Consider the following 13,022-nt stretch of genomic DNA (forward strand, 5'->3'; position numbering starts at 1 on the left):
GGGAGGGCGGGCCGGCGGGCGGTTCCGCACGGTGCCTGGCGGTGCCGGGCGGTGCCTACAGGAACGAGTTGATCTCGATCGTCTCGTCCCGGCCCGGGCCCACGCCGATCGCGGAGATCGGGGCGCCGGACATCTCCTCCAGCGCCTTGACGTAGTTCTGGGCGTTCTTCGGCAGGTCGGAGAAGGACTTCGCCTTGGTGATGTCCTCCGACCAGCCCGGCAGGGTCTCGTAGACCGGCTTGGCGTGGTGGAAGTCGGTCTGGGAGTACGGCAGCTCCTCGACCCGCCTGCCGTCGATCTCGTAGGCCACGCAGACCGGGATCTGCTCCCAGCCGGTGAGGACGTCCAGCTTGGTCAGGAAGAAGTCGGTCAGGCCGTTGACGCGGGTCGCGTAGCGGGCGATGACCGCGTCGAACCAGCCGCAGCGGCGGTCACGGCCGGTGGTGACGCCCCGCTCGCCGCCGATGCGGCGCAGCGCCTCGCCGTCCTCGTCGAACAGCTCGGTCGGGAACGGGCCCGCGCCGACGCGGGTCGTGTAGGCCTTGAGGATGCCGATGACCCGGCTGATCTTCGTGGGGCCCACGCCGGCGCCGGTGCAGGCACCGCCCGCGGTCGGGTTGCTGGACGTCACGAACGGGTACGTGCCGTGGTCGATGTCCAGCAGGGTGCCCTGGCCGCCCTCGAAGAGCACGACCTTGTCGTCCTCCAGGGCCTGGTTCAGGACCAGCACCGTGTCGGCGACGTACGGCTTGATCTGCTCGGCGTAGCCCAGCAGCTCCTCGACCACCTGCTCGGCGGCGATGGCGCGCCGGTTGTAGAGCTTGGTCAGGATCTGGTTCTTGACGTCGAGAGCGGCCTCCACCTTCTGCTGGAGGATCGACTCGTCGTAGAGGTCCTGGACCCGGATGCCCACGCGGTTGATCTTGTCCGCGTAGGTCGGGCCGATGCCGCGGCCGGTCGTGCCGATCTTGCGCTTGCCGAGGAAGCGTTCCGTCACCTTGTCGACGGTCACGTTGTACGGCGTGATGATGTGCGCGTTACCACTGATCAGGAGCTTGGACGTGTCGACGCCACGCTCGTTCAGACCGCTCAGCTCGGAGAGCAGGACCGACGGGTCGACGACGACGCCGTTGCCGATGACCGGGACACAAGAAGGCGAGAGGATCCCGGAAGGGAGAAGGTGGAGGGCGTACTTCTGATCGCCCACGACTACCGTGTGGCCGGCGTTGTTGCCGCCCTGGTAGCGCACCACATAGTCGACGGAACCACCGAGCAGGTCCGTCGCCTTTCCCTTGCCTTCGTCACCCCACTGAGCACCGAGCAGCACAAGTGCGGGCACGCGCGTACACCCCTTCCGGGCGGGGCATGTCCAACGTCGGGGGCGTGGGCGTAAGGTTCACCGCCGCGTACCACCGCGACCGTCGTCGGTCGCACAACCGTCGGACCGGATGCCCCGGAATAGACGAAGCCCCTGGCGCAATAGCGCAAGGGGCTCTTGCACAAAGATGCTACCCGAGGAAGCGAGGCAGGACCGAGGTGGCGACTTTCGCGACGTCCGATCAGCTGCTGGTGATCATCGATCCGGCCGCACGGCAGACGGACGGAGAGTCCGTACGCATCGCGAAAGACGTGCTCAGCGCGGGTGCGGCGACCAAGGTGTGTCTCCCGGAGGGGCCGGAGGAGTTCGCCCGGGCACTGGGCCGGAGGGGATCCCGGCGGCCGGTCCTGATCGGCGACGACCGGACGCTGGTGCGGGCCGTCACGCTGCTGCACCGGCAGCGGGAGCTGGCCGGATGCGCGCTGGCGGTCGTGCCGGTGGGCCACACCCCGCTCGCCGAGTCGCTCGGGGTGCCCGGCGGGGCGGTGGCGGCGGCACGGGCGGTCCTGGACGGCGCCGAGCGGCGGCTGGACCTGCTGGTCGACGACAGCGACGGGGTGGTGCTGGGCACGCTGGGCATACCGCCGGCGCCGGTCCGGGAGCCGACGGCCCCGGTGCCGGTCCCCTCGGGCCGGCCCTGGTACCGCTCCCTGGCCCGCACCCTGGGCGCCCGCCCGGCCCGGCTGCCGGCCGTCCCCTCCCCCGGCGCGACGCGGCTGCGGGTGGAGGTCGACGGGGTGCCGGTGGTGGACCTCGACCAGCCGGTGGAGGCGGTGTCAGTGGCCCCGGGCCCCGGCGGGGTGGCCACCGTGGAGGTCCGGCCCCTGTCGGTGGGCGCCGAGGCGACCCCGCTGCTGGCCTCCGGCCGCACGGTGACGGTCACGGGCGCCGACTTCCGCTACCGAGCCGACGCGACGGTCTCCGGGCCGGTACGGCGGCGGACCTGGCGGGTGCGGGAGGGAGCCTGGGCGCTCACCCTGCCCCCTAAAGGTCTCGTGACAGATATTTAACCGCGCCGACCCCTTCCCGTACCCCTGTCACGTCCACCATCCTGCTCCATCAGGACCCACCGACAGGACAGGGAAGGGGCCTTTCGATGGCTGTGGACGAGGGCGTCGCGCCGGCGACGGGCGCGGGCGACGGCAAGGCGGTTCACCGGCTGAAACCCAATGCCGTGGGGCTGCTCGGGGTGGTGTTCATGGCCGTCGCCACCGCCGCGCCGATCACCGCGATGACCGGCAACGTGCCCTTCATGGTGGCGTCGGGCAACGGCGTCGGGGCGCCCGCGAGTTATCTCGTGGCAATGGTCGTCCTGGCAATCTTTTCCGTCGGTTTCACCTCGATGGCGAAGCACATCACGTCGACCGGCGCGTTCTACGGCTTCATCTCCTACGGCCTCGGACGGACCGTCGGGCTGGCCTCCGGACTGCTCGCCACCTTCGCCTACGTCGTCTTCGAACCCGCGCTGATCGGGATCTTCTCCACCTTCGCCACCACCACGCTGAAGGACCAGACCGGGCTGCACGTGCCGTGGTGGGCCTTCGCCGTGCTGATGCTCGCCGTCAACGCCACCGGCACCTGGTTCGGGGTCAGCGTCGCCGAGAAACTCCTCGTGGTGCTGCTGGCCACCGAGGTCACCGTGCTGGCGGCCATGGCGGTGTCCGTCGCCGCGCACGGCGGCGGGCCGCACGGGTTCACCTTCGCGCCGGTCGACCCCGTCAACGCCTTCAAGGGCACCTCGGCCGGGCTCGGGCTCTTCTTCGCCTTCTGGTCCTGGGTCGGCTTCGAGTCCACGGCGATGTACGGCGAGGAGTCCCGCGACCCCAAGAAGATCATCCCCAAGGCCACGATGATCAGCGTGCTCGGCGTCGGCGTCTTCTACGTCCTCGTCTCCTGGATGGCCATCACCGGCAACGGCGAGGCGGAGGCCGTACGGGCCGCCTCCTCCGCCAACCCGCTCGCCCTGTTCTTCGGCCCCACCGAGCGCTACGTCGGCCACTGGGCGGTCGACGTCATGCAGTGGCTGATGATCACCGGCTCGCTGGCCTGCGGCATGGCCTTCCACAACTGCGCCGCCCGCTACCTGTACGCCCTGGGCCGGGAGGGCGTCCTGCCCTCGCTGCGGGACACCATCGGCCGCACCCACGCCCGGCACGGCTCCCCGCACCTCGCCGGCCTGGTGCAGACCGCCGTCAGCGCGGTGCTGATCGGCGGGTTCTGGGCCGCGGGCAAGGACCCGTACACCGGCACCTACGTGCTGCTCGCCATCCTCGGCACCATGGCGATCCTCGTCGTCCAGGCCGTGTGCTCCTTCGCGGTGCTGGTGTACTTCCGCTCCCACCACCCCGAGAGCCGGCACTGGTTCCGCACCTTCACCGCGCCGCTGCTCGGCGGGGTCGCGATGCTCGCGGTCGTCGTGCTGCTGGTGTCCAACATGGGCGTGGCGGCCGGGCCGGAGTCCGGCTCGCTGGTGCTGAGGGCGACCCCGTGGCTGGTGGCCCTGGTCGCGGCGCTGGGCCTGGGCGGTGCGCAGTACCTCAAGCACCGTGCCCCCGAGCGGTACGCGCTGCTCGGGCGGACGGTGCTGGAGGAGACCAGGGAGCGGTGACGCTCCGCTGTGCGGGAAGCGCCGGTGCACCGGACGCCCTCGGTCGCCCGCGGCACCGTCGTGGCCGGTCGCGCGGTTCCCCGCGCCCCTGACGGGGCTCGGGTCACCGCACCTCCACGCTCAGTTCCGCCAGGCCCCGGATCACGAAGTTCGGCTTTCTCACGGGCTCGGCCGCCAGGGCCAGGGTCGGGGCCTGCCGGAGCAGGGCCGTCATGGAGGCGGCCAGTTCGATCCGGGCCAGGGGCGCGCCGATGCAGTAGTGGATGCCCGCGCTGAAGGAGATGTGCGGGTTGTCGGCGCGGGTCAGGTCCAGGCGGCCGGGGTCGGCGAAGACCGCCGGGTCGTGGTTGGCGGAGCCGAAGAGCAGGGCGACCTCCGCACCCCTGGGGATCGTCGTGCCGTCGATCTCGATGTCGTCCAGGACCCAGCGCTCGAAGAGCTGGAGCGGGGTGTCGTAGCGCATCAGCTCCTCGACCGCGGACGGGACCAGGGAGTGGTCTGCGCGCAGGGCGGCCAGCTGGGCCGGGTTGCGGAACAGCGCCCACCAGCCGTTCACCGTGGCGTTGACCGTGGCCTCGTGGCCCGCGTTGAGCAGCAGGACGGCCGTGGAGATCATCTCCTGCTCGGTGAGGCGGTCGCCCTCGTCGTGGGCCGCGATCAGGCCGGAGACCAGGTCCTCGCCGGGGTCCTTGCGGCGGGCCGCGATCAGCTCCCGCAGGTAGTCCGAGAACTCCACCGAGGCCCGGACCGCCTTCGCCGCGGTCTCCCGCGACGGGTTCAGCTCGTACATCCCGCAGATGTCCGCCGACCACGGCCGCAGGAGCGCCCGGTCCGTCTCGGGGATGCCGAGCATCTCGGCGATCACCGCCACCGGCAGCGGTTCGGCCACGTCCGTCAGCAGGTCGCCGCCGCCGTCGCGGACCAGGGCGGCCACCAGCTCGCCGGCCAGCCCTCCGACGTACGGCCGCAGCCGCTCCACCGTGCGCGGGGTGAACGCCTTCGACACCAGGCGCCGGATCCGGGTGTGGTCCGGCGGCTCCAGGTCGAGCATCCCGTGGTCGTTGAGGGTGTGGAACGGCTCGTGCTCCGGCGGGGGCGGGGTCCGGCCGAACTCCTCGTGGGTGAACCGGTGCAGGTGGGTGCGGCCGAGCCGGCGGTCCCGCAGCAGCGCCGAGACGTCCGCGTGGTGCGGGACCAGCCACTGGTCGGTCGGTTCGTACCGGATCACCCGGCCGCGGGCCCGCAGTTCGGCGTAGGCCGGGTAGGGGTCGGCGACGAACGCCGGGTCCCAGGGGTCGAAGGCGAGGTCCGCAGCAGCTGCCATGGACGGACGCTAGCCCGGCTCACCCCGGTGTGACCAGCCTCGCCTCGTAGGCGAACACCGCCGCCTGGGTGCGGTCGCGCAGGCCCAGTTTCACCAGGATGCGGCTCACATGGGTCTTGATCGTCGACTCCGCCACCACCAGCCGCCCGGCGATCTCCGCGTTCGACAGGCCCTGCGCGATCAGGACCAGCACCTCCGTCTCGCGTTCCGTCAGTTCCCCGTACGCCGCCTGCGCCCCCGGCACCGGACGGGGGGTGTCCGCCAGCCGGGAGAACTCCGTGATCAGCCGTCTGGTGACCGAGGGGGCCAGGAGCGCCTCGCCGGCTGCCACCACCCGCACCCCGTCGGCCAGCTGGCGTGCCGAGGCGTCCTTGAGCAGGAAGCCGGAGGCGCCCGCGCGCAGCGCCTGGTACACGTACTCGTCCAGGTCGAACGTGGTCAGCACCAGCACCTTCGCCGTCCCGTCGGCGGCCACGATCTCCCGGGTCGCCTCGATGCCGTTCAGCTCCGGCATGCGGATGTCCATCAGGACGACGTCCGGGGCCAGTTCGCGGACCCGCTCGACCGCCTCCCGGCCGTTGACCGCCTCGCCGACGACCTCGATGTCCGGCATCGCGTTCAGCAGCACCGAGAAACCCTCACGGACCATCATCTGGTCGTCCGCGACCAGGACGCGGATCGTCATGCCCCGCCCTCGGTCGCAGGGGCCGGCACCGGCAGGAACACCGTCACCTCGTACCCTCCCTCGGCCGTGGGGGCCGCCGTCATCTCGCCGTCCAGCATCGAGACGCGCTCGCGCATGCCCGTGATCCCGTGCCCGGCCCCGGGCGAGGGCTTCACCAGGTGCGGGGCCGGCGGCGGGCCGTTGACCACGCGCAGGCCCAGGCCGCCGAGGACATAGCCGATCTCCACCCGGGCGGTGGCGCCCGGGGCGTGGCGCAGGGTGTTGCTGAGCGCTTCCTGCACGATCCGGTACGCCGACAGCTCCACGCCCTGCGGCAGTTCGCGCACCGCGCCGGTCACCGCCTTGTCCACCGCCAGGCCGGCCTCGCGCACGTTGGCCAGCAGGCCGTCCAGGTCGGCCAGGGTGGGCTGCGGGGCGTCCGGGGCCGCGTAGTCCTCCGCGCGGACCACGCCGAGGACCCGGCGCAGTTCGGTCAGGGCCGCCACCGCGTTCTCCCGGATGGTGGTGAACGCCTTCTCCAGCTCCGGCGGCGGGTTCTCCACCCGGTAGGGCGCGGCCTCCGCCTGGATGGCGACCACCGACATGTGGTGGGCGACCACGTCGTGCAGCTCACGGGCGATCGTGGTGCGCTCCTCCAGCAGGGTGCGCCGCGACCGCTCGTGCTCGGTCACCGTCTGCTGGGCGGTCACCTCCCGCTCGGCCTGCCGGCGGATGTGCCGGACCGTGACGACCAGCAGCACCAGCGCGGACACGACCAGCATGGGGCCGGTGTCGGTGTCGTAGTGCCCGTAGCCGAAGACGGTCTCCGCCCAGAAGCCGTACAGCGCGGTCAGCAGCCACATCCAGGCCGCCGTGCGCGGGCGGGTGCGGATCGCGACGATCGTGAGCACCAGCAGATGGGAGACGAGGCTGCCCGGCAGCCAGGGCCAGCTGCCCCAGCTGCCGCCGAGGACGGCGGTGGCCGCGGTCGCCGCGAACGACAGCCAGAACGCGCCGACCGGACGCACCAGGGTCAGCAGCACCGGGACCAGCGCGAGCAGTCCGCACAGCACGGTCCCGCCGCCGGCGTCCGAGCCCGCCACGCCGGCGAGCATCGCCACGACCGCGCCGGCCACCACCACGGCGTGCGGGGTCCAGGCCGCGTAGCCCTTCAGCCGCGCGGGGAGGTGGCGGGTCAGGGGGCCGTCCACCGCCATGCGGGGCAGCGGCCGGTAGGCGAAGGCCTGGTGGAACAGGTCCTGCCGCAGCCCGCGCAGGGCGTCCGCGGCCGCGCGGAACTCGGGGCTGCGCGGCTTGTACGGCTCGAACGCGCCGTCCGGCGGATCCGGCGGCGTCGACTGCGTCTGGGTCGTCTCGATCACAGGGGAAACCGTAGGCGCGGGCCGGGTGCGCGGTCGTCCCCTTGGAGAAGGGTCCTGGGGCGTCCCTCTCAGGTACTACGGCCCGCCCGTGCCGGTCAGCGGCCTCCGGGCCGGACCACGCCCGACTCGTAGGCGAACACCGCCGCCTGGGTGCGGTCGCGCAGGCCCAGCTTGACCAGGATGCGGCCCACGTGGGTCTTCACGGTCTGCTCGGCCACGACCAGCCGCTCGGCGATCTCCGCGTTCGACAGGCCCTGCGCGATCAGCGCCAGCACCTCCGTCTCCCGCTCGGTGAGGTCGCCGACGCGCCGCCTGAGCGGGGCGCGGCCGCCGCCCCCGTCCAGGCGGGAGAACTCGGCGAGGAGCCGGCGGGTGATGCCGGGGGCCAGGAGGGCGTCGCCCGCGGCCACGACCCGCACCGCCTCGGCCAGCTTGTCCGCGGAGGCGTCCTTGAGCAGGAAGCCGGAGGCCCCCGCCCGCAGCGCGTCGTACACGTACTCGTCCAGGTCGAACGTGGTCAGCACCAGCACCCTGACGGCCGGGTGGTCCTCGGTGATCCGGCGGGTCGCCTCGATGCCGCCCAGTTCCGGCATCCGGACGTCCATCAGCACCACGTCCGGGGCCAGTTCGGCGGTCCGGGCGATCGCGTCCCGGCCGTGCACCGCCTGCCCGACCACCTCGATGTCGGGCTGCGCGTCGAGCAGCACGGTGAAGCCCTGCCGCACCATCTGCTGGTCGTCGGCGATGAGGACCCGGATGCTGCCGGTACCGCTCGTCATGGGCGCTGGTCTCCTGTCGGGGGCTGGTCGGGCGGGGTCGGGGCGCTGTCCCCGGGGAGGAAGGCCGTGACGCTGAAGCCGCCGCCCGGGGTGCGCTCCGCGAGGACGTGGCCGCCGAGCATCGCCGCCCGCTCCCGCATGCCGAGCAGCCCGTGCCCGGCGCCCGGGGAGGGCGGGACGGGGTGCCGCGGCGGGGAGTTGGTCACCACCAGGTGCAGGCCGTCCGGCAGGTGCCCGACCTCGACGCCGACCCGGGACCCCGGCGCGTGCCGCAGGGCGTTGCTGAGCGCCTCCTGCACGATGCGGTACGCCGACAGCTCCACCCCCGGGGCGTACGGCCGGACCGCGCCGACGACGTTCGCGGTCACGTCCAGCCCGGCCGCGCGGGTGTTCTCGATCAGCGCGTCGAGCCGGGCCAGCGTGGGCTGCGGGGCGTGCGGGGCCGCTCCGGTGCCGGGGCCGCCCAGGCCGTAGGGGTCCTCGGGGTTCTCGGAGCGCAGCACGCCCAGCACCCGGCGCAGCTCGGTGAGGGCCTCCAGGGCGTTGCCGCGGATGCCGGCAAGGTTCTCCAGCAGGTCCTCGGAGGGGTCCTTCACCAGGTGGGGGGCCACCTGGGCCTGGATGGAGATCACCGACATGTGGTGGGCGACCACGTCGTGCAGTTCGCGGGCGATCCGGTTGCGCTCCTCCAGCAGGGTGCGGCGGGCCCGCTCCTCGGCGGTGATCGTCGTCTGCTGGACCAGTTCGCTGCGGGCCTGCTGGCGGCTGCGCAGGATGCCGCCGATGGAGGCGGCGACACCGAACAGGGCGACGGCGACCGTGGCGGTGCCGGAGTAGTGCCCGGTGGCCAGGCCGGTGCGCAGGACGGAGGTCACCAGGGCGGTCACGGCGAGCGCGGCCACCGTGCCGCCCGGCCGCACGCGCAGCCCGAGGAGCAGCAGCACGGCCGTGTGGGCCAGCAGCGTGGGCGTCGACCAGGGCCAGTTGGGGCCGGACGACGTGACGGACTCCAGGTGGGGGCGGGCCAGCAGGGCGGTGACGGTGGCGGCGGTCAGGGACACCGCCCAGGCGGGCACCGGACGCCGGACGGCCAGGACGACGGCGGCGGCCTGGAGGGACGTGGCGAGCAGGGCGACGGGGTAGGCGAGATCGTACGACTCGGAGACGTCGACGCCGCCGGCGAGCGCGATGCCCAGGGCCGTCCAGGTCAGGAGGAGGTAGGTGAGGAGGCGGAGCCAGCGGTACCGGGAGAAGGGCGGCGCGTGGCGGGTGGGGGTCTCGCCCAGCCAGGCGCGCAGGCGCCGGCGGAAGCGGACGGTGTCGTCGGACGGGAGCCGCGGGCCCTCGGCGGGCGCGGGGCTGGGGCTCGGGTCCGCGGGCGTCACGAGGTCAACCTTAGGCATGGTGGGGGGACTTCCTCGGCGGGAGGTGGCGGTGCAGCACCCGGGACGAGCGGGTGCGGGGGCGGCGCGGGCCCTGTTCGTGGTGCCGGAAGGCCGCCCGGCACACGGTCAGCGCCAGCCCGAACAGCGGCAGCCAGGCGAGGCGGTACGCCACCCACACCGGGGAGTCGGGTGCGGTGTGCAGGCCGGGCAGGCGGCCGGCCAGGAGACCCGTGGCCGTCACGGCCATCATGGCCGTCTGGTGCCAGAGGAACACCGTCATCGCCGACGAGTTGACGAGCACCACCGCCGCCCACGCGAGCGGGCGGGCCGGCGTACGGCGCAGCCGGTCGCCCAGCAGCAGCGCCAGGCCGCACTGGGCCAGGCCGAACGTGACGGCCGCCAGGGTCGGGGGGTTCAGGTTGGAGACCGCGCCGCCGGGGACGCCGACCATGGACGCCAGGTAGCCCGCGCACCCGACGAGGGCCGCGGTGGCCGCCGTACCGCCGAGGAGCAGGGCCCACGCCGAGCGCCGGCTGCGCAGCTCGCCCCGGGCCCGGGCCGCGCCCAGGGTGTAGGGGACCAGCCAGCCGGCGGCCAGGTTCACCCAGCCGAGCCAGGACGGGCCGAGGTGCAGGCCGAAGCGGAGCAGGTCCACGTGCAGGACGACGGCGAGCGGCCAGAGCGGGTGGAGGCGGGCGACGAGCGGGGTGACGGCCGTCAGCGCGGCGAGGACCAGCAGGAACCACAGGGGGGACAGCGCCAGTTTCAACAGGGTATGGATGGTCGCCAGGGGTGTGCCGGTGAGCAGCAGGGCCGTGCCGGCCACCGTCCACAGGGTGAGGAGCGCGGCGACCGGGCGGAGCAGCCGGGTCAGGCGGCCGCGCAGCCAGTCGGCGTAGGAGTCGCCCCTCGCGCGGGCCGAGGCCAGGCCGCGGGCCGCCACCTGGCCGCCGACCAGGAAGAACACGGCCAGGGTCTGGAACAGCCAGGAGACCGGGGCCAGCCATGGCATGTGCTGCAACGGGCTCGCCGTGTGCAGACCGCCGTCCTGCGCGACCAGGGCGGTGACCAGCCAGTGGCCGAGGACGACACCGAGGATCGCCATGGCGCGCAGGGCGTCGACCGCGCGGTCGCGGGAGGCGGGGGTGGCGGCGTCCACACGGTGGGCGGCGTGACGGAGCGCGTGCAGGGCGCGGCGCGGGGCGCGGGGGCCCCGGGTCGGCTCAGCCACGGGTTACCTCCGAGGGGTGGTCGAGGGTGATCCGGGCGAGGTTGGCCAGGGAGGCCGAGCCCGGGGTGAAGTAGCCGCTGTGGTCGGCGCCGGCCGCGTCGAACACCCGGGCGCCGAACGCGGTGGAGACGGGGTCGGTGCCGAAGCCGACGGTGATGCCGAAGAGGCCGGCACGGACGTGCGGGACGTCCGCCACCCAGTCGTCGCCGCCGCGGGCCGCCCAGACACGGGCGCGGGTGCGGAGGGCGGCGACGGAGTCCGCGCCGGTGCCGGGGCTGCCGACGAGGGCGATGTCGTCCGAGTCCAGGCCGGGGGCGGCTCGGCCGCAGACCACCGAGCCGTAGGAGTGGCAGAGCAGGGAGAGGTGCGTTCCGGCGGGGGTCAGGGTGCGCAGCCGGCGTACGAAGGCGCGCAGGCGGGGGGCGGCCTCGTCGGCACGGGTGGTGGTGGTCACCGTGGTGCTGACCGTGGCCGGGGTCTCGTAGCCGAGCCAGGCGATGACCGCGACGCGGGGGGCGGGACCGTGGGCGGAGCCGGTGCGGTGGGTGAGGTGCGTGTACAGGGCCGCGGCGGCTCGGTGGAAGCGGGTGTAGGTGTCCAGGGTGGTGTCCGAGCCGGGGACCAGGACCGCGATGTGCTCGGCGTGGGCGAGGTCGCCGAGGACCTCGACGGCCTGGCCGGTGCCTCGGCCGTCGAAGGCGAGGAGGTGGCGGGACGGGGCGGCGAGGGCGCTGTCCGCCGCGGCGCGGTGCGCGTCGCCGTGGACGGCGGCCATGCGGGCCGCCTCGGTGGCGTTCTCCCGGTTCGCCTCGTAGGCGGACGGGAGGGTGGACGGGGTGAGGGGGGCGGTGAGGAGCGCGGGGCGGGGGGCGGGGATCTGCGGGCGGGCCGCGCCGGCGAGGGGGGTGACCAGGGCGGCGGTGAGGAGGGCGGCGAGGAGCGCCCGGCGCGGCCGGGTGGTCCGGGGGCGGGGGTGAGGCGCTGCCGTACCGGGGCGCGGTGGGAACGACGCCGCGTGGTGTCGGGTCGTACCGGTTCGCTGGGCGTGCCCCATGGTCGGCTTCCTTTCCGCTGCCCGGCCATCGGGCGTGACGGGAAAGGAAGTTACGGAGCGGGGGCGGTCGTCGGCGTCCCGCCAGGGAGCTGTCCCGGGAAGTGGCTCTCAGGTATGACGGGTAGCACCCGGGACGGCCCCGCAGGGGCGGAACGCGGTCGCCTACCAGGCCAGTTGGGCGATCTCCTCCGCCACCACCGCGCACGCGTCGGCCGCCGGGTCGATCAGCGGGAAGTGGCCCACGTCCTCCAGCAGCGTCAGCCCGGCCACCTCCCCCGCCTTCGCCGCCGCCTCCGCGTACGACTCGGCCACCTGCTGCGGCACCACCAGGTCGGCACGGCCCTGGACGAGGGTCGTGGCGATGCCCGTCGGCAGCAGCAGCACCGGGTCCGCGTACGGGCGGCGCAGGGCGAAACCGTCCGGCCCGCCGAGGAGTTGCAGGGAGGCGTGCCCGCAGACGTCCAGCTTCTCCGCCACCTCGAAGTCCGCGATCGGGGCGAGCGCGACGACACCGCGCAGCGGCGCCGGGCCGTCCGTGCGCCAGGCGGCGTCCGCGGGGAGGACGTGGCGGGCCGCCGCCCACAGCGCCAGGTGCCCGCCCGCCGAGTGCCCGGTCAGGACCGTACGGCGGGGGTCAGCCTGCGGCAGCGCCTCGCGGACCAGCGCGGGCAGGGCGTCCAGGGCCGCCGCGACGTCGTCGAAGGTGTCGGGCCAGCGGCCGGCCGACGGAGTGCCGTCGGCCGTGTCGTCCCCGGCACCTCCCCGCCGGTACTCCACGTTGGCCACCGCGAAGCCCCTGCGGGCCAGGTAGTCCGCGAAGGGCGTGATGTGGCGGCGGTCGTAGGGGGCCCGCCAGGCGCCGCCGTGCAGGACGACCACCAGCGGGGCGAGCGCGCCGGAGTCCGGGCCGGGGCGGGGCGCGTAGAAGTCGATCACCTGGTCGGGGTGGTCACCGTACGCGACCGTGGCGTCGGGATCGACCGGGGCGTGCGAGAAGGCCGACTCCTCTTCGGCGGCGGCGCGGGCTGCTGCGGCGTCGTCCGGCATGCTCCAACCTCTCAGCGACAGAACCAGTGTGGCGGACCAGGTGGGAAATCGGCCGTCGGCCGGGACGGTATCAGTACGGTGACGTGCGGGGATACGGGGATGTCACACACGGTGAGGACCACACGGTTCCGGGCGGATGCCCAGGCCCCGCGCCGGGCGGCGCGGGGCCC

11 protein-coding genes are annotated in these 13,022 nt (G+C 73.9%); 2 read left to right on the plus strand and 9 right to left on the minus strand.

Annotated elements, in window-relative coordinates:
- Positions 1-55: 55 nt before the first annotated feature.
- Complete coding sequence (locus ABZ923_RS33215) at positions 56-1,339, minus strand: adenylosuccinate synthase (protein WP_361479326.1); 1,284 nt, start codon at positions 1,337-1,339, stop codon at positions 56-58.
- A 197-nt stretch (positions 1,340-1,536) separates the two neighbouring features.
- On the opposite strand from ABZ923_RS33215, the gene ABZ923_RS33220 reads away from it, so the two are divergent.
- On the plus strand, positions 1,537-2,388 hold the full coding sequence (locus ABZ923_RS33220) for a diacylglycerol kinase (protein WP_361479329.1): 852 nt from the start codon (positions 1,537-1,539) through the stop codon (positions 2,386-2,388).
- An 86-nt stretch (positions 2,389-2,474) separates the two neighbouring features.
- Complete coding sequence (locus ABZ923_RS33225; protein ID WP_361479332.1) at positions 2,475-3,986, plus strand: APC family permease; 1,512 nt, start codon at positions 2,475-2,477, stop codon at positions 3,984-3,986.
- Positions 3,987-4,089: 103 nt separating this feature from the next.
- Here the strand turns inward: ABZ923_RS33225 and ABZ923_RS33230 are convergent, their stop codons facing one another.
- From ABZ923_RS33230 to ABZ923_RS33265, 8 genes are all read right to left on the minus strand, one after another.
- The gene (locus ABZ923_RS33230; RefSeq protein ID WP_361479335.1) at positions 4,090-5,310 is read right to left on the minus strand and encodes a cytochrome P450; all 1,221 of its coding nucleotides are present in this window, start codon (positions 5,308-5,310) and stop codon (positions 4,090-4,092) included.
- 19 nt (positions 5,311-5,329) lie between these two features.
- Positions 5,330-5,995: a response regulator transcription factor gene (locus tag ABZ923_RS33235; protein WP_361479338.1), complete on the minus strand. Its 666-nt coding sequence runs from the start codon at positions 5,993-5,995 to the stop codon at positions 5,330-5,332.
- Positions 5,992-7,356, minus strand: a complete 1,365-nt coding sequence (locus ABZ923_RS33240) for a histidine kinase (protein WP_361479341.1) — start codon at positions 7,354-7,356, stop codon at positions 5,992-5,994. The genes ABZ923_RS33235 and ABZ923_RS33240 overlap by 4 nt, the downstream gene beginning before the upstream one ends.
- A gap of 95 nt (positions 7,357-7,451) precedes the next feature.
- Positions 7,452-8,135: a response regulator transcription factor gene (locus tag ABZ923_RS33245; protein WP_361479344.1), complete on the minus strand. Its 684-nt coding sequence runs from the start codon at positions 8,133-8,135 to the stop codon at positions 7,452-7,454.
- Positions 8,132-9,538 (minus strand): histidine kinase, encoded by a 1,407-nt coding sequence (locus tag ABZ923_RS33250; protein WP_361479346.1) that lies wholly within the window; start codon positions 9,536-9,538, stop codon positions 8,132-8,134. Before ABZ923_RS33250 ends, ABZ923_RS33245 begins: the two co-directional genes overlap by 4 nt.
- On the minus strand, positions 9,531-10,751 hold the full coding sequence (locus tag ABZ923_RS33255; RefSeq protein WP_361479349.1) for an acyltransferase: 1,221 nt from the start codon (positions 10,749-10,751) through the stop codon (positions 9,531-9,533). Before ABZ923_RS33255 ends, ABZ923_RS33250 begins: the two co-directional genes overlap by 8 nt.
- Positions 10,744-11,805, minus strand: coding sequence for an alpha/beta hydrolase (locus ABZ923_RS33260; RefSeq protein WP_361479352.1), 1,062 nt, complete (start codon positions 11,803-11,805; stop codon positions 10,744-10,746). Before ABZ923_RS33260 ends, ABZ923_RS33255 begins: the two co-directional genes overlap by 8 nt.
- A 162-nt stretch (positions 11,806-11,967) precedes the next feature.
- Positions 11,968-12,852: an alpha/beta hydrolase gene (locus tag ABZ923_RS33265; protein WP_361479355.1), complete on the minus strand. Its 885-nt coding sequence runs from the start codon at positions 12,850-12,852 to the stop codon at positions 11,968-11,970.
- Between the last annotated feature and the right edge of the window lie 170 nt (positions 12,853-13,022).

It is taken from the genome of Streptomyces sp. NPDC046881, assembly GCF_040645015.1.
In the GTDB taxonomy this organism is placed as follows: domain Bacteria; phylum Actinomycetota; class Actinomycetes; order Streptomycetales; family Streptomycetaceae; genus Streptomyces.

Coding starts and splice junctions, on each gene's coding strand:
- ABZ923_RS33245 (WP_361479344.1), bottom strand. CDS start 8,135: ATGACGAGCGGTACCGGCAGCATCCGGGTCCTCATCGCCGACGACCAG.
- ABZ923_RS33225 (WP_361479332.1), top strand. CDS start 2,475: ATGGCTGTGGACGAGGGCGTCGCGCCGGCGACGGGCGCGGGCGACGGC.
- ABZ923_RS33260 (WP_361479352.1), bottom strand. CDS start 11,805: ATGGGGCACGCCCAGCGAACCGGTACGACCCGACACCACGCGGCGTCG.
- ABZ923_RS33230 (WP_361479335.1), bottom strand. CDS start 5,310: ATGGCAGCTGCTGCGGACCTCGCCTTCGACCCCTGGGACCCGGCGTTC.
- ABZ923_RS33250 (WP_361479346.1), bottom strand. CDS start 9,538: ATGCCTAAGGTTGACCTCGTGACGCCCGCGGACCCGAGCCCCAGCCCC.
- ABZ923_RS33235 (WP_361479338.1), bottom strand. CDS start 5,995: ATGACGATCCGCGTCCTGGTCGCGGACGACCAGATGATGGTCCGTGAG.
- ABZ923_RS33265 (WP_361479355.1), bottom strand. CDS start 12,852: ATGCCGGACGACGCCGCAGCAGCCCGCGCCGCCGCCGAAGAGGAGTCG.